Origin of the sequence: Paractinoplanes pyxinae (assembly GCF_026626335.1) — a bacterium.
Classification (GTDB): Bacteria; Actinomycetota; Actinomycetes; order Mycobacteriales; family Micromonosporaceae; genus Actinoplanes; species Actinoplanes pyxinae.
In genome coordinates, this window is the sequence record NZ_JAPNTZ010000005.1 from 520,055 (window position 1) to 536,616 (window position 16,562).

Sequence of the window (16,562 nt, forward strand, 5' to 3'; positions counted from 1 at the left end):
ATGCTGGACACCAAGCCGCAATGAGTCAATACCGTCTTCGGTCCTTAGCGGTCGGTCAGCCGACCGGTTGCAGACGCAGCAATCCGGGCCTACGAGCGGGCAGCGGCCCCACGGCAGCCTTGATCGCCTCGCGCAGCCGGTCCTCCTCGGCCACCCGATCGTGGTGCCACGCCGTTCCCCAGACGCGGTGCAGCCGCCAGCCGAGCCCGGCCAGCACGGCCGGGCCGAGCCGGTCGCGGTCGCGGGCCGAGCCGATCGAGCCGTAGGGCGGGCCGTCGCACTCCACACCAAGCACGTAGCCGTGGCCCGGTGTCGGGTGCCGCACGCCGATGTCCAGGCGGTACCCGTAACTGCCCACATGAGAGTCGGCGTCGTAGCCCCACGAGCGGACGGTGTCGAGCACCGACTGCACGAACGGGTCGGGCGGCGTGGTCGCCGGGGTCGAGGCCAGGCCGCGCTCCGCGTATTCCAGGTACGCGGCGAGATGACGTACGCCGGGATTGGCCGACTCGGGGATGTCGCGCGACCGGATCGACGAGATGATCTCCACCCTGCGCCGGGCCCGGGTGATGGCGACGTTGAGCCGGCGCCACCCGTTGGGCTGGTTGAGCGCGCCGAAGTTGGTGCTGACCCGGCCGTGCTCGTCACGCCCGTACCCGATCGAGAAGATCATCACGTCGCGTTCGTCGCCCTGCACCGATTCCAGGCTCTTCACGAAGAAGCCGGTGAGCCGGTCGCCCTCCAGGAAGCGGTCGAGCCCGGGATGGCGGGCGGCCGCGCGTTCGACGGCCGCCTCGATCGCCTCGGCCTGCGCCACCGAGAAGGTGACCACCCCCAGCGACAGCTCGGGCCGGGTGGTCAGGCAGGCGATGATGCGGGCGGCGACCGCCTCGGCCTCGACCGGGTTGTCACGGGCGCCGCCGCGGCGATAGGTGCCCGCGGCCGGGATCAGCTCGACGCCGGTCTCCGGGTCGGCGTTGGCGCCCGGGAACGTCAGCAGCCGGCCCTGATAGAAGCGGTGGTTGGCGAAGGCGATCAACGCCTCGTGCCGGCTGCGGTAGTGCCAGCCCAGCCCGAGGGCCGGGAACGCGCCACAGGCCTCGGCCAGCTCCAGCACCGACTGGAAGTCGTTGACGTCGGTGCCTTCGTCACGGTCGGCGCGGGTCGAGAAGAAGGTGCTCGGCGGCAGCTGCCGGTCGTCGCCCGCCGCGATCAGGGCGTCGGCCCGGTAGACGCAGTTGATGGCGTCGGCCGGCGCCACCTGGGACGCCTCGTCGAAGATGACGACGTCGAACCGCAGGTCGGGCGGCAGGTACTGGCTGACCGCGAGCGGCGACATCAGAAAACACGGCTTGGCCGACTGCACGGTCGCCCGGGCCTGGCCGATCAGGTCGCGGACGGGCAGGTGGCGGCTCTGCTTGCGACCCTCCCGCCGAAGCAGCGCGATTTCTTCCGGTACGGCGGTCCGGCGCGATTCCACGGCGGCGCTGATGGTCGCGGGCGCCTCGGACATGAGGGCGGCGTCCAAGATGCGGAACTCGTCGACCAGTCGGTCGTGCTCGAGGCCGTCGACCGGGCGCAGGCGGTCGTCGTCGCGCAGGACGGCGTCGGCCCAGGCCGTCCACAGGGCACGCTCGACCACCGGCCGGATCTGATCGGACGGCAGCTCCAGGCAGAACGCGATGGTCTCCTCGGCCAGCAGGCCGCGCGCGTGCTGAAAACCGAGCCACTCGTCCTGGCCGTGCGGGTCGTCCAGCAGCCGCGCCAGCCGGTCGCCGTCGATCTCCCCCAGTCCCGCCGCAGACAACTCGTCGCGAACGCTGTGCCAAGCGGCGACACACTCGGCCAGAGCGTCGGCGTCCCCGTCGAGGAGTGGTTTCCCCTGATACAGGCGTCGGGCCTCCCGGGCCCAGGCGATCGCGCGGGCGTCGTAGGCGGTGGCGTGGCCGGCGGCGGCCCGGCGCAGACCGTCCAGCCGGGTGGCCTCGGCCAGGTCGATGTGGCGGCCGAGGGCACGGTCGAAGGCCGTGAGGGCCGCGGCCGCCTCGGTCAACGGGCCGACCAGCGCGCGGCGACGGGCGGCGGCCTGAATCAGGGTTTCGGTGGGCGGCTCCCACCCGGCGACGATGCGGGCCTGGGTGGCCAGCCGGACCAGGGCCGGATCCGGCGCCGGGCGGCCGATCTGATCGGCCAGGGCCGGCAGGGCGTCGGGCGGGCTGAGCCGCACGAGGTCGGCCGCGGTTCGCAGGGCGTCGTCGACCTCCACCCCTCCCCGCCGGTAGCGGCCAAGCAAGGGCGCGTACCGCCGCTCGGCCAGCGCCCTTTCCCGCAGCGCACGCTGCCAGGCCACGGCCGTGCCGAGATGCGCGACGGCGTCGGCCGGCGCAACCGAAGGCAGGGCGTACGCGGCGACGGCGTCCCAGTCGCGGCGGTACGCGGGCAGCAGCTTGCGCAGCCCGCGGTGCTCGTTGGTGAGCCGGTCGGCCAGCTGCTCCACCGGCTGGTCGACGATCGCGTCGAGAAACCAGCGGCGGCACTCCAGCCCGGTCGCGGTGACGGCGTCGGCGCACCGGCGCAGCACGGCCGCCGCCTCGGCCACCCCGGCCAGCACCCCCGGCGAGAACCAGAACGGCTCCGGCCGGTTGGCCCGCCCCGCCAGCTCGGCCACCGCGGCGAACCCGGCCAGACCACCGAACGTGGTGGCGTCCGGCAGTCCGAGCCGCGCGGCGAGCGGCCCGACCTCGCGCAAGAGGTCGTCGAGGGTCGCGGCCTCGGTGCTGTGGCGGCGCACGGCCGACTCGGCCCCGGCGGCGGTCAGCGTGGCCTGGTCGAGGGCGGGCGGCTCAACCTCGGGCAGTTCGTGCCACTCGACGCCGGCCGCCACCCGCACCTGCCGGGCGGCGTCCTCGAACCAGCGGTGCTGCTCAGCGGCCCGATCAAGCAGCACGGGGCCCTCGGCGCCCAGCCATTCGTCCGGCACGGGTGCGGGCCGCTTCGCCGCATGCGTAACCAGAGTAACGAGAGCCCCGACGTCGGCGGGCAGGCTCAACTCGTACGTCGCAGCAATTCGCTCGTACGGCTCGAGCGCGGCCTCGAAGGCCCGGAGGGCCGCCTGCGCCTCCCGGAGCGTGTCCCCTAACGGCCTGGTCTCGACCACATCCCGCCACGGAAAGTCCTCGGCCGCCGCCCGCCGGCACCGGGCCAGCTCATCGGCCGCGTCGAGCATCCGCCGCAACTGCTCGGCGTCGAACTGCCCCGGATCCACCGTAGGCATCGGCGCGGCCGGCGAATCACTCAGCCGGGCACACTCCCCCAGCACCTCATGCAGCGACTTCCCCAGCGGTTCCCGGCGCTCGTTCATGGCTCGCGCATAGCCGTCGAGCCGCGCCCGCACCTCCTCCAACCGCTCCCGATCCACCCCCGTGGCGGCCACTGGTCCCGGCTCGGATCCGCCCGTGCCACCGTGCGCGGTTCCGTCCGAGGCCGACGCCGCATCACCCAGCCGGGTTCCGCCCGAGGTCAACGCCGCGCCACCCAGAGGGGTTCCGCCCGAGGTCAACGCCGCGCCGCCCAGGGGGGTTCCGCCCGAGGCCGACGCCGCGCCACCGAGCGCGACGCCGATCCGCGTGGTCGCGCCCTCACGCGGCAACGGCTCGACGGACTCGGCCAGCGCGCGAGCCACCTCGCGACGGGTCGCCTTGTGGCTGTGCAGCTCCAGCAGGTACGGATCCAGCCCGACCGCCGCCAGCCGGTTACGCACGACCTCGAGCGCGGCCGCCTTCTCGGACACGAAGAGGACGCGCTTCCCCGCATGCATCAGGCAGCCGATCATGTTCGCGATCGTCTGCGACTTCCCCGTCCCCGGAGGCCCGTCGAGCACAAAGCTGCGCCCAGCAACGGCGGCCTCGACACAGGCCCGCTGAGTGGCATCCGCATCAAGAACAAGCGGCAGCTCGTCGCCGGCTCTGGACACGATCCGCGCGCTGCCCGGCGCACCCGACACGACCGGCGCGCTGCCCGGCGCACCCGACACGACCGGCGCACTGCCCGGCGCACCCGACACGACCGGCGCACTGCCCGGCGCACTGGAAACGACCGGCGCACTGAACACGACCCGCCCACTGAGGGAGGGGGAGGTGGTGGCCGATTTTACGCCGCTCGAAACGCCGTCATCCCGTTGTCCACAGGCAGCGCCGCCTCCATCCGTGCCAACTTCAGAAACGTCCCGGCCGGCTGCACCTGGGTCGCCCGCACCCGCCCGAGACGAGCGCACGGCCAGCCCTCCTGCCTCAGCCGTCGCGCTCAGTGCGCCCGTTCCAAAGCCCGCACCGCTTCGTGCCCCCGACTCACTTGGCGCGCTCGGTCCGCCCGTTCCAAAGCCCGCCCCGCCCAACTCCGCGACCCCGTGCCCGGCCAGCGCCGCCACCAGCGGATGACCCACGATCCGGGACTCGTTGTCGGACAAGTCTCGGTACATCGCCTCCTTGTGGAAGCTGAAGCACGACAGCACCACGCTCTCGTCGGCCCGCCAGTCCCGGTTGTCGACGGTCGCCCGTAACGCTGCGAGATACGCCCGCACGTCCAGCGGCCCGCTGCCCAGCCCCGGCACCGTGATCCCCATGCGGCGCAGCCGGAGGGTCAGCGCCGGGTTCACCACCGGCTCGTCGTCGCGGGAGCGCAGGGCGGGCACCTCCCCCGGCGCCCGCGCCACCAGTTCGACCGGCAGCAGCAGGACGGGGCTGGTGTACGACGTCTCTTCCTCGTCGCGCCAGTGCAGGGCGCCGACCGCCAGGTACAGCGTTCCCACTCCGCGGTCGAGGAAGTCCTGGCGGGACTTGCCCAGCAGCCGGCGCAGCGTAGTGCCGAGTGGCAGGGGCCCCAGCCCGGTGCGCAGCAGGCAGCCGGGGGCCGGCTTGGCGCCCGCCGGCAGGAAACCGTACGCCCGGTCTTCGTTGAGGGCGGCCACCAGGTCCGGGGTGGCCGGGCCGACGATGGTCAGGCTGCCGGCCGCCGACGCGCGGTAGTTCAGCAGGCGGTTGCCCGCGTCGAGGTTGACCAGGCCGTCACGCCAGGCGCGTACGGCCGCTCTTGGCGTTTCTGCCCCCATGGCGACAATTGCACCAAGTCGAGCACCTGTCCCGCTGGGGTTCAGGCGTACTGCTCCTCATCCGCCTTCCGGTAGTCGTTGATCTCGTCGTGGCGGCCCGCCTCGGCCAGCTTCACCCAGGCCGGATTGCCGAGCAGCACCCGGCCCAGGGCCATCAGGTCGTACTCGCCGCGGGCACGCCGATCGAGCAGTTCGCGCATCCGGGCGGAGCGGGCGAAGTCGCGGGTGAGGCCGATCGAGCCGACCGTGATCGACGGCAGGCCGGTGAGGTGTTTGGCCCAGCCGGCCAGGTTGCGGTCGCTGCCTTCGAACACCGGCTCCCAGAAGCGGCGCTGCGAGGCGTGCAGCACGTCGGCGCCCGCGTTCCGGAAACCCTCCAGCAGAACGCCGAGCTCATCCGGCGTCGAGGCGATGCGGGCGCTGTAGTCGCGCTCCTTGAACTGCGAGAACCGGACGATCAACGGCATGCAGGCGGGGATTTCGGTACGGATGACCCGCACCACCTCGGCCGGGAAGTCGCGGTGCCGGCCGCTCGGGTTGGTCACCGGCCACAGGAACTCGTCGAGCAGGTAGCCGTGCGCGGCGTGCACCTCGACCGCGTCGAAGCCGGCCCAGACGGCGACGCGAGCGCTTTCGGCGTACGCACGAAGAAGCGCATCGAAATCGCCGCCCGACATGGTCTGCGGCGTCCAGGCGCCGTCCCCCTCGAACTGGCTGCCCAGGTGCCACAGCTGGGCCGCGATCCGGCCGCCGGCCGCGTGCACCTCGGCGGTGACGTGCCGCCAGCCGTCCTCGGCCGCGCCCTCGGTGAGCCGCGGGACGTCGCGCTGGTGGCCGGCGCTGGGGTGGTCGACGAGCACGCCCTCGGTGATGATCAGGCCGACGCCGTTCTCGGCCCGGCGGCGGTAGTAGGCGGCGACCTCCGGTGTGGGCACGCCGCCCGGCGAGTGCTCGCGGGTCATCGGGGCCATGACGAAGGGGCTGGTCAGCGGCAGGCCGGCCAGGGTGACCGGCTCGATCAGGGCGGTGGTGGTGGTCATGCCCGTACGGTAAAACTTGACATCCGTGTAAGGGTCAAGCACTTTCGGAAGATGCGCATCGGCGATCTTTCGGCGGCCACCGGCGCGAGCGCCCGGTCCCTGCGGTACTACGAGGAGCAGGGCCTGCTCGCGAGCACGCGCAGCGGCGGCGGCCAGCGGCACTATCCCGAGACGGCGGTGGAACGCGTCTCGCTGATCCAGTCGCTGCTGGCGGCCGGTCTGAACAGCGCCACCATTCAGGACGTGCTGCCCTGCATCAGCAACGAGGCCATACGCACGCCCTGGCTGGCCGACCGCCTCACCTCGGAGCTCGAACGGGTGACCAAGCAGATCCAAGACTTGCACCGTACGCGTGACATCCTGGCCGGTCTCGTCGAGCAGTACCGCGTGCCGTAGCCCCCGGTCTCAGGAAACCGCCAGTCGGGTCACAGCGTGTACTGGACTTGGCCACCTACCGTGGTACTCACCAGTCGAGGAGGCCACATTGAGCGGTTCCGTCAAGAGGTTGCTGATGTCGCTGATCGCGTCGAAGCTGCAGAAACGGGGCCACCACGGTCACTACCGTCAGGGCGGCTACGGCCACGGCGCCTACGGGCCGCCGCCCACGTACGGCTATCACGGCCACTACAAGCATCACGGTCACTACCGCCACCACGGCCACTACAAGAAGCGCCGCGGCTGGTAGCCGCCGCACAGGCTGGGGCCGTCCGTCCGTTGTCCCCCGGCTTCGGACGGGCGCGCCCTACCAAAAGACGGGTGCCCTACAAAAAAGACGGGCGCGCCCTACAAAATCAGCTCCACAGAGACGGTCGCCACGTCGCCGACGTCCAGCTTCTGCGCCTGACGCACGGCTTTCTTGACCGGCAGCACGTACGCGCCCTCACCCCCGCCGGGGAAGATCGACGTCATCCAGTGGCTCGTGCCGATGGACGCCTTGACGCGCACCGAGCCGAACCCGCGCCGCAGCCCCTCCGTCCGCTCGCGGATCACGTCGGACGCGCCGACCGGCAGGCTGACGAAGACCCAGCTCTCGGTCTTGCGCGCCTCCCACAGCCACAGCTCACTCTCGAAGTCGACGTTCACGGCCCCGAGCATGGCACGGGGGTACGACAACCCCGCTATGACGGCCGCCGGTTGAGATGCGGGAAGGACTCGTCCGGCACCGGCACGCCCAGCGCCCCGGCGATCGGCCCCCACCCGTCGGCCACGGTCCACTCGATCAGCCGATCCGGTGGGCAGTTCTCGCGTACGGACTGGTTGTGCCACCGGAAGCGGTCGATCGTCCCGGCCCGGTCGGCGGCGACGCGATCCCACCCGCCGAAGTCGACCTCCCACAGCCGAGCCAGCAGCTCGATCACCGGCGGCGGCCCGAAGTCGGTGCCGGGCGTGGTCCACAGGTGGATCGAGGCCAGCACACTCTCGTACCACTCGTCGGGGTCACGGACGGAGAGGATCACCGGCGCCTGCGGCCACAACGCCGCGAACTCCTGCCACTGCCAGCAGCCGGGCCAGTCGGCAGTCGCGTTCCACCCGCGCAGCTCCGCCGGCCAGTCGATCCGCTCACCGTCGAGGTGGCGCACCCAGAGCTCGGCCAGCTCCGGGTGCGGCCACGTCTCTTGCATCTGCAGCACCGGCCCCGCGCCGAGCCGGTCGAGCGCCGCGGCGAGCGAGGTGGTTCCCGTCCGGCCCCACCCCGCCCCGATCACGCGCACCGCTCACGCCCGGCTGACCGCGAACGACGTCCAGGTCGGGGTGGCCGGCTGGACGTGCAGGGGCATCCGGGCCTCGGCCGGGGTGCGGTTGCCCTTGCGCTGGTTGCAGGGGTAACACGCGGCGACCGTGTTGAGCCAGCTGTTGGCGCCGCCGCGCGAGCGGGGCAGCACGTGGTCGATGGTGGAGGCGGCTCGGTTGCAGTAGGCGCAGCGCCGCCCGTCGCGGGCCAGCACGCCGGCTCGCGACCAGGACGGGCCCCGGCTGTGGCGCCAGCGGGTCACGACGTACGTCACCAGGCGCACGACAGTCGGCACGGGCCACACGCCGATGACGCTGTCGGGGCGGGCCTCGTGCACCTCGGCCACCTGCCGCACGAGCATCCGCACGGCGTGGCGCAGGCTCACCCGGTGCAGCGGCCCCAGGTCGGCGTTGAGCACCAGCACATCACTCACCGGGTCACCTCCCTCATAGACACATGCGTCCGGGAAGCGCCCACGGCGTCACCCGGATATGCGGTCGGGACGCACGGCGGCCACGCCACCGTACGACTTGAGAAGAAACATGCGATCTCCCGACCTGTTGGTGATCTCTACGGTAGGGTCCGGCCGCCCGCCGGACAATGGATTAACCGTTGGGGTGGACAACCACTTTCAGGCCCGTACGCGCGGCCGCCGCTTCGAATGCGTCGGACACGTTGGTGAGCGGGTAGGTGTCGCTCACGACCGATGACAGATCGACCAGTTTCTGTGCCGCGAGGGCGATCGCCCGCGGGTAGACCTCACCCATCCGGCGGGCCGTGACCAGCGTCAGCCCCTTGCGGCGGGCGATCGACGCGCTGAACGTCGTCGTGTCCCCGTCGGGAATGCCGACCAGCACGACGCGGGCGCCCGGCTTGGCCACCCGCAGGGCCCGATCGACGGCCGGCTCCGCGCCGGACACCTCGAAGACGACGTCGGCCACCGAGTCGTTCTCGATCGGAGCCGCGCCCATGGCGACGGCAGCGGCCAGGCGGTGTGGCAAGGGCTCGGCCGCGAGCACTCGCGTAGCCCCACCGCGGAAGGCCAACTGCACCAGCAACAACCCGATCGGCCCGCAGCCCACGACGGCCACGGTCGACGCCATCCGGACGTGTCCCAGGTCGTACGCGTGAATCGCCACCCCGAGCGGCTCGAGCATCGCCCCGTCGTCGTCCGACAAGGAGGAAGGCAGCCGGTGAAGCCGGTTCGCCGGCCAGGACATGAGCTGCCGCAACCCGCCGTCGGTCGCCCCGTGCCCCGCGAAGACGATGTTCAGGCAGAGGTTCGGCCACCCGGACAGGCACGGCTCGCAGTGGTGACACGGGACGGCCGGGTCGATCGCCACCCGTACGCCGTCGTCGGGACCGCCCCGGATGACCCCGGCCATCTCGTGCCCGAGCACCAGCGGCTTGGCCGGCACCGCGTCGCCGATGCCGCCCTCGGTGAACCAGTGCAGGTCCGACCCGCAGATCCCGACCGAGGTCACCTCGACCAGGGCGCCGTCGCCGGTCGGGTCGGGCTCGTCGTGGAGCCGCACGTCACCGGCGGCGTGCAGGCGGGACACGAGCATGAAGACCTCCGAAGGCGAGGGGGCCGCGCTGAGGCAACAGCGCGACCCCCAGTCTCTCCCCTACCCCTTGATGGCGCCCGCTGTCATGCCGGCCACGATGCGCTTGTTGAAGAACAAGAACATGATCAGCGGCGGGATCGTGATCAGCAGGATGTCCATGAAGAGCAGGTTGTACTGGGTCGAGTAGGAGCTCGAGAAGTTGTAGAGCGTCAGCTGGACCGTGGCGTTCTGGTCGCCCGGCAGCAAGTACAGCGGGTTGACGAAGTCGTTGAACACCGTCACCGACTGCACCACCACGATCGTGATGATCACCGACCGGAGCAGGGGCAGGATCACCCGGAAGAACAGCCGCATCGGGCCGGCGCCGTCGATGATCGCCGCCTCGTCCAGCTCGCGCGGGATCGTGGCGATGAACGCGCGGAACAGCAGGATGCAGAACGACAGACCGAACGCGACCTCGACGAGGATGAGGCCGGGCATCGTACGGAACAAGCCCAGTTTTTGAAGAACCCAGATCGTCGGCACGACGGCCGGCGGGATGATCAGGCCCGAGAGCACGAGGAAGTTGACCAGCCCGGTCCACCGGGTGCGCCGCCGCTGCAGCACGAACGCCACCATCGCCGCCAGCACCACCATGATCGCCACCGAGGCCACGGTGAGGATCGTGCTGTTGATGAAGGCGATGATCAGCATGTAGTCGCGGGCCTGCACCACGTCCACGAAGTTCTGCACGAACTGGAACTGCGTGGGCCACGAGAAGTCGAGCCGCGACGCCTCCTGCCGGCTCTTCACCGCGGTCAGCAGGATGAAGACGAACGGCACCACGAACACCACGATGGACAGCAGGATCGCCACGATGCTGAGGGTGACGTTCTTCCGGGGCTTCCGGCGGACTTCGACAGCGGCGGTCACAGGTCCACCTCCTTCGAGTTCAGGAACCGCGAGAGCGGGAAGATGATCGCCGTCACCAGCAGGAACAGCACCACGTTGCCCGCCGTCGACAGGCCGTAGAAGCCGGCCTGGTACTGCTTGTAGATCACCGACGCGATCACGTCCGAGGTGAAGCCGGGACCGCCGCGGGTCATGGCCCAGATCAGGTCGAACGACCGCAGGCCGCCGATCAGCGAGAGCAGGATGACGGTGAACGTGGCCGGCCGGGCCAGCGGCAGCACGATGCGGCGGAAGTTCTGCCACGCCGTGGCGCCGTCGACGCGGGCCGCTTCGAAGTACTCCTGCGGGATCGAGACGATGCCGGCGATGTAGATGAGCGTGGCCAGGCCGACGCCCTTCCACACGTCGACCAGGGCGACCGACACCAACGCGTACGAAGGGTCGGTGAGCCAGCCCGGTCCCTGGATGCCGATCAGCGACAGCGACTCGTTGATCAGGCCTTCCTCCGGGTCCATGAGGATCGTGAAGGTCAGGCCGACGCCGATCGTGCTGACCAGCACCGGGAAGAACACCACCGAGCGCAGGTAGCCGCGGCCGATGATCTGCGAGGTGAGCAGCACGGCCAGGCCGAGACCGAGCACGACCTTGAGCCCCGACGTGATCACGGCGTAGACCACGGTGTGCCACAGGCCCGAGACCAGGGCCGGCTCGCGGAAGAACGTGACGTAGTTGTCGAACCCGATGAACTGGGAGTCGAAGATGCTCCACCGGGTCAGGCTGAAGTAGAACGACGTCACCGTGGGCACCAGGAACAGCACCGCGTAGACGATGGCGGCCGGCAGGTAGAACCAGCTCGGGTACGGGCTCTTCTTGCGGCCGGGGGCGGCCGGCCCGGCCACGCTGGTGCGCGGCCGGGCCTCCACGGTTACCAACCCTCAAGTCCCAACTGCTGGGCCTGCTTCTTCACGTCCTCGTCGTACAGCTTGGCCGCGGCGTCGGCCTTGCGGATGCCGGAGCCGACCTCGACGCAGATCTGCTCGAGGGCCGGGCCCTTGACCGGGGACAGGAACTCCAGGGCCAGGCTGGACGCGCCCTGCTTGTCGATGTAGGTCTGCATGTCCTTGACCGCCTGCGGCACGGAGTCGGGGAGCTTGCAGCCGGTCACCGCGTACGGGCCGCTGGGCTGCGACGCCTTGCCCATCGAGGCGCAGCCGTCGGGGCTGGCCACGAAGCCGGCGAACTTCTTGGCCGCCTCCAGCTTGTCGCCGGTGGTGCTGCTCGGGATGTAGAGGCCGTTGGGCGCCCACACGGTCAGGCCGTTCTTGGCCGCGTCGGAGCCCGGGATGGCGAACAGGCCGATCTTGTTCTCGGTGCCCGGGTTGTCGGCGATCAGCTGGCTGAGCATGGCCGACAGGATCGGGTACTGCGCACCCTGCCCCTTGGCCAGCTTGTTCAGGCCGTCGGTGAGCTTGGCCGAGGCGAAGTCCTTGTTGACGTACCCGGCGTCGTGCACCTGCTGCAGGTGGTCGAAGCCGGCCTTGGCGGCGGGCGTCGTCGCGTACTTGGCCTGGTTCTTGGTGTACTGGTCGGCCCAGCCCGGGTTGGCCGCCTCGACGTTGTGGTAGTCGCCCAGGATGAACAGCTGCGAGGTCCAGGTCTCGCCGTAGGTCTGGATGACCGGGTCGACGCCGGCCGCCTTGAGCTTGGCGTTGTTGGCCTGGAACTCGTCCCAGGTCGTCGGCACCTTGAGGCCGTTCTTGTCGTACACGTCCTTGTTGTAGAGGATCGCGCCGGCCATGTAGTTACCGAAGGGCACGCCGTAGATCTTGCCGTCCGAGCCGACCGATTTCTTGAAGTTGTCGTCGAGCTGCCCGGCGAAGTCGTCCAGCGCGGTCAGGTTCTTCTGCGGCGCCAGCGCCTGCATCAGCGAACCCGAGTTGTACATGAACAGGTCGGTCATGTCGCCGGTGGAGAGCCGGGTCTTGACGATGTTGTCGCCCTCGGTGCCCTGCGGCCGGGTCTCGACGTTGATCGTGATGTCGGGGTTCTTGGCCGTGAAGTCCTTGGCCAGGCCCTCCGCCATCTTGACCGTCTCGGGCTGGTTGTCGGTCAGGAACGACAGCGTGACCTTGCCCCCGCCGCTCTCGTCGTCGCTGCTGCCGAGGCTGCCGGCGCTGCACGCGCCGAGGGCCAGGGTGGCGGCGGACAACACGGCGAGCGCTATACGGCTTCGTGTCATGGATTGACTCCTCATTTGTCGGAAGAGGGGGAGAGAAGGGCGGTCAGTCGGGCGGCGAGCTGGTCGCCGCCGGGGACGAAGCCGTGCGCGGTGGCGGCGTCGGCGAACTCGGTGGCGGGCGCGTCCAGGTAGCGCTCGAGCCGGTCGGCCAGGTCGGCCTCGCCGCCGGCCACGCCCGCTTCGCGAGCGGTGGCGACGAGCTTGTCCCAGGTGGGTGCGTGGTCCATCAGCTGCCGGATGGTCGGCTCGGCGGGCAGGTCGGCTTCCCCGGCGTACGGGTCCTCGACCACCCACTCGTGCGTCCCATGGCGTACGTCGACCTCTTGATCACGGCCGGGCAGGTGCACCGTGGCCGTCGCGCCGACCGGCACCACCACCTCGAGCCGCAGCTCACCGCCGTCCCGTTTCCAGGCGACCGAGGCTTCCCCGTACGGCGTGAGGTGCCTGGCGGCGGCGTGGGTGAGCAGCCGGCCGGGCAGCGGACGCACGTCGATCCGGCGGTAGCCGATCCCGCCGGGCGCCAGGCCGGCCACGCGCCGGTGCAGCCAGTCGGCCACCGCCCCGAGCGCGTAGTGGTTGAACGAGGTCATCTGGCCCGGGTTGATCGAGCCGTCCGGCAGCATGCTGTCCCAGCGCTCCCAGACCGTGGTGGCGCCCATCGTCACCGGGTAGAGCCAGCTCGGCACGCCGGTCTGCAGCAGCAGCCGGTACGCCAGTTCGGGGTGGCCGGCGTCGGCCAGAGCGTCGGTCATCAGCGGGGTGCCGACGAAGCCGGTGCTGATCCGGAAGCCGGCCGCGCGGACCAGGTCGGCCAGCCGGTCCCCCGCCTCCTGACGCTGCTCGGGGGTGGGGAGCAGCGCCCACTGCAGGGCGAGGGCATAGGTGGTGGCGGCGTCGCTGAGCACCCGGCCGCCGTCGGTCACGTACTCGCGGGCGAACGCGGCCCGCACCCGCTCGGCCAGCTCGCCGTACTCCCGGGCGACCTCCCCGTCGCCGACGGCCAGCGCGGCCTGGGCCACGATCTCGGCCGAGCGGGCCAGGTGCGCGGTGGCCACCACGTCCGGGTCGGCCTTGGCCCGGAACGGGTCCTCGGGCGGGGCGGCCGGGTCGAGCCAGTCGCCGAACTGGAAGCCGCCCGCCCACAGCAGGCCGTCCCCGGCCAGCCCGGCGATCCGATCGACCCAGGCCCGCATGCTGGGCAGCTGCCGCTCGAGCAGGCCGGCGTCGCCGGTGCGCTGATAGACCACCCAGGGCACGATGGCGGCGGCGTCGCCCCAGGCCGCGGCGGCCGGGCCGGGCTGGCGGATCACGTCCGGCACGACGTGCGGCACCGAGCCGTCCTTCTGCTGCTCGGCGGCCAGGTCGGCGAGCCAGTTGGTGAGGAAGCCGGCGCTGTCGAACAGGAACGACGCGGTGGGCGAGAAGACCTGGATGTCGCCGGTCCAGCCCAGCCGCTCGTCGCGCTGCGGGCAGTCGGTCGGCACGTCGACGAAGTTGCCGCGCATGCCCCACACGACGTTCTCGTGGAAGCGGTTGAGCAGCTCGTGCGACGACTCGAACCATCCGGTACGCCGCAGATCGCTGCCGACCACGACCGCCTCGATGTCCTCCTTCCGCAGCCCGTCGACGCCGGTGACCTCCGCGTACCGGAAGCCGTGGAACGTCAGGCTGGGCTCGAGAACGACCTCGTCGCCGTCCTTCAGGACCCATTCGTCGGTGGCCTTGGCGGTGCGCAGCGGGCGCACGCCCAGCTCGCCGTCCTCGAGCACTTCGGCGTGCCTGACCGTGACGGTCTGCCCGTCGGCGCCGCCGCGAACGGTGAGGCGCACCCAGCCGACGAGGTTCTGCCCGAAGTCGACGAGCGTTTTCCCGGACGGCGAGGTGGTCACCTCGACCGTCGGGAGCACATCGGTGACGCGCACAGGCGGGCCGTCCGGGGCGACCAGCAGGCCGAGGTCGGCGTCGAGCACGTCGACCGCGGACTCGGGCCCGGGCTCGCGGCGCAGGTCGGTGCGCTGGCCGTTGTAGATGTCGTCCACCACGACGGCGCCCTCGCGGGCGGTCCAGGAGCCGTCGGTGGCCAGGGTGAGCACCCGGCCGTCGGCCGTCTCGACCTCGAGCTGGGCCAGCAGCGCGAGGCGGTCGCCGTAGAGGCTGTGCTGCTCGCGGAAGCCGAGGTAGCCGCGGAACCATCCGTTGCCGAGCTGAACCTCGAGCCGGTTCGCGCCCTCGGTCAGAAGGCCGGTGACGTCGTGCGTCTGGTAGCGCAGCCGGTGCTGGTAGGCGGTCCAGCCCGGGGCCAGCTGCTCGTCCCCGACCCGGGTGCCATTGAGCCACGCCTCGTACAGGCCGTGCGCGGTGGCGTACAGGCGGCCCTTGACGACGCCGGCGGGCAGCTCGATCGTGCCGCTGAGAATCGGCGACGGGCTGCCCCAGCCCCCGATCTCACGGGCGCTCACGAAGCGGGCCGTCCAGTCGCCCGCCTCGAGCAGGCCGGTCTCGACGGTCGCGGGCTCGCTCCAGTCGCTCCAGCTCGCCGAGTCCCCGACCCGCACCCGTACGGTCGCCGCCTCTCGCGACCCCAGCGGCGCCCCCGGCCACGGCACCAGCACCTGCTCCCCCGACGCGACCTCGAACACCTGCGTCTCGCCGGCGCGAGTGACCTCGATTTCGTAGCGGGTCTGGGTGTAGTTGTCGGGGGCCGACGGCACCTGCCACGAGAGGCGCGGGGTGGCGGAGCCGAGGCCGAGCACAGGGGCGGGGTGGTGGTCGAAGCGGAGGGCGGTGGGTGGCGCGATGTCCGGCATGTCACTCCTGTGCGGGCGTTACGTATCGCCATCCGTCGCTGAAACGATTCAAGAACCAACGCGACGAAGGGACGAGCTCAATGTTTCTTTTTCGTGGCGAGAAGGTTTCGCCGTGACCCCGATCCTCTGGGTCAGTGTGGCCCACGACATAGCCCGTGATGAACCGGAGGTAGCACGAAATTCACCTCGGGGCCTACGGTGGGGCATGACCGAAGACCCCCCGGTCGAGAACACCCGGACGTTGCTGCACTTCATCGACGGGTCGGTGGCCTACGCCGGCCACTACCTGCACGAGGACTCGCATCCCGTGCACACGCACAGCTTCGTCGAGATCGCCGTGGTCATGAGCGGGTCGGGCGTCCACCACAGTCTCGCCGGCCGCCAGGAGCTGCAAGTCGGCGACGCTATTCTGCTGCGCCCCGGAGTCTGGCACGGCTACGAGAACTGCCGCCGCCTGGACCTCTACAACTGCTGCTTCTCCCCCGAGCTGCTGCAGCGGGAACTGGCCTGGACCAGGCAGGACCCCCAGCTGGGCCACCTTCTCTGGACCGGCCCGTACGCCGCCCAGCGCCGCGGGATCCTCTACACCCACCTGCACGACGACGCCCTTACCGGCTGCCTGGAACACCTGGACGGCCTGCAGAAACTCCGCACCCTCCCGCCGGCCGACTACCGGGGCGACCTGATCGGCCGCCTGATGCTGTTCCTGAGCGGCCTGGCCCGCGTGGTGGCCGAGACCGACCAGGTAACCGGCGGCTCGGCCGGCACCCACCCCGCCGTGCTGGACGCGATGCGCATGATGGAGGACCGCCCGGCCCACCAGTGGACCCTGACCGACCTGGCCGCCGACCTGCACCTGGCCCCCGGCTACCTGGTCCGCCTGTTCAAGGCGGCCACCGGCCTGCCGCCCATGGCCTACCTGTCCCGCTTCCGCGTCGAGCTGGCCGCCAGCCGCCTCCTGCACACCGACCAGCCCATCAACCGCATAGGAGAGTCGGTCGGCTGGCCCGACCAGAACTACTTCGCCCGCCGCTTCAAGTCCCACTACGGCCTGAGCGCGTCCACCTACCGCTCCCGGTTCACCAAGTCCATCCGCCACTGACCCGAACGCCCGCCTCGGCGCACGCGGGCCGCCCCCACGGGAAATGGCCGAACCCGTGCAAAGAGAGGACGCCCGC

13 protein-coding genes are annotated in these 16,562 nt (G+C 71.0%); 3 read left to right on the forward strand and 10 right to left on the reverse strand.

Translation table 11 applies throughout. The annotated features are described in order from the left end of the window. Positions 1 to 55: 55 nt before the first annotated feature. Both OWR29_RS16770 and OWR29_RS16775 read right to left on the reverse strand, forming a co-directional pair. On the reverse strand, positions 56 to 5,107 hold the full coding sequence (locus OWR29_RS16770; protein WP_267563784.1) for a PDDEXK-like endonuclease domain-containing protein: 5,052 nt from the start codon (positions 5,105 to 5,107) through the stop codon (positions 56 to 58). Positions 5,108 to 5,148: 41 nt separating this feature from the next. Then, complete coding sequence (locus tag OWR29_RS16775; protein WP_267563785.1) at positions 5,149 to 6,147, reverse strand: oxidoreductase; 999 nt, start codon at positions 6,145 to 6,147, stop codon at positions 5,149 to 5,151. Between the two features lie 51 nt (positions 6,148 to 6,198). Between OWR29_RS16775 and OWR29_RS16780 the strand changes: the two genes are divergently transcribed. Both OWR29_RS16780 and OWR29_RS16785 read left to right on the forward strand, forming a co-directional pair. Beyond that, positions 6,199 to 6,543: a MerR family transcriptional regulator gene (locus OWR29_RS16780; RefSeq protein ID WP_267563786.1), complete on the forward strand. Its 345-nt coding sequence runs from the start codon at positions 6,199 to 6,201 to the stop codon at positions 6,541 to 6,543. A gap of 88 nt (positions 6,544 to 6,631) precedes the next feature. Continuing rightward, complete coding sequence (locus tag OWR29_RS16785) at positions 6,632 to 6,832, forward strand: hypothetical protein (RefSeq protein WP_267563787.1); 201 nt, start codon at positions 6,632 to 6,634, stop codon at positions 6,830 to 6,832. Between the two features lie 98 nt (positions 6,833 to 6,930). On the opposite strand, the gene OWR29_RS16790 is transcribed toward OWR29_RS16785, so the two are convergent. The 8 genes from OWR29_RS16790 to OWR29_RS16825 all read right to left on the reverse strand — a co-directional run bounded on the left by OWR29_RS16790 (position 6,931) and on the right by OWR29_RS16825 (position 15,384). Continuing rightward, positions 6,931 to 7,242 (reverse strand): DUF1905 domain-containing protein, encoded by a 312-nt coding sequence (locus OWR29_RS16790; RefSeq protein ID WP_438872603.1) that lies wholly within the window; start codon positions 7,240 to 7,242, stop codon positions 6,931 to 6,933. Between the two features lie 23 nt (positions 7,243 to 7,265). After that, positions 7,266 to 7,853 carry a sulfotransferase family protein gene (locus OWR29_RS16795; RefSeq protein ID WP_267563788.1) on the reverse strand — a complete coding sequence of 196 codons (588 nt, stop codon included), beginning with the start codon at positions 7,851 to 7,853 and terminating at the stop codon, positions 7,266 to 7,268. Between the two features lie 9 nt (positions 7,854 to 7,862). Beyond that, positions 7,863 to 8,312: an HNH endonuclease gene (locus OWR29_RS16800; RefSeq protein ID WP_267563789.1), complete on the reverse strand. Its 450-nt coding sequence runs from the start codon at positions 8,310 to 8,312 to the stop codon at positions 7,863 to 7,865. A 172-nt stretch (positions 8,313 to 8,484) separates the two neighbouring features. Beyond that, the gene (locus OWR29_RS16805; RefSeq protein ID WP_267563790.1) at positions 8,485 to 9,447 is read right to left on the reverse strand and encodes a zinc-dependent alcohol dehydrogenase; all 963 of its coding nucleotides are present in this window, start codon (positions 9,445 to 9,447) and stop codon (positions 8,485 to 8,487) included. A 60-nt stretch (positions 9,448 to 9,507) separates the two neighbouring features. Then, positions 9,508 to 10,359 (reverse strand): carbohydrate ABC transporter permease, encoded by an 852-nt coding sequence (locus OWR29_RS16810; RefSeq protein WP_267563791.1) that lies wholly within the window; start codon positions 10,357 to 10,359, stop codon positions 9,508 to 9,510. Then, complete coding sequence (locus OWR29_RS16815) at positions 10,356 to 11,261, reverse strand: carbohydrate ABC transporter permease (RefSeq protein WP_267563792.1); 906 nt, start codon at positions 11,259 to 11,261, stop codon at positions 10,356 to 10,358. Before OWR29_RS16815 ends, OWR29_RS16810 begins: the two co-directional genes overlap by 4 nt. A gap of 2 nt (positions 11,262 to 11,263) precedes the next feature. Further along, complete coding sequence (locus OWR29_RS16820; protein WP_267563793.1) at positions 11,264 to 12,577, reverse strand: ABC transporter substrate-binding protein; 1,314 nt, start codon at positions 12,575 to 12,577, stop codon at positions 11,264 to 11,266. A gap of 11 nt (positions 12,578 to 12,588) precedes the next feature. Next, positions 12,589 to 15,384 (reverse strand): alpha-L-rhamnosidase, encoded by a 2,796-nt coding sequence (locus OWR29_RS16825; protein WP_267563795.1) that lies wholly within the window; start codon positions 15,382 to 15,384, stop codon positions 12,589 to 12,591. 205 nt (positions 15,385 to 15,589) lie between these two features. Between OWR29_RS16825 and OWR29_RS16830 the strand changes: the two genes are divergently transcribed. Next, positions 15,590 to 16,486, forward strand: a complete 897-nt coding sequence (locus OWR29_RS16830) for a helix-turn-helix transcriptional regulator (RefSeq protein WP_267563796.1) — start codon at positions 15,590 to 15,592, stop codon at positions 16,484 to 16,486. Positions 16,487 to 16,562: the final 76 nt, after the last annotated feature.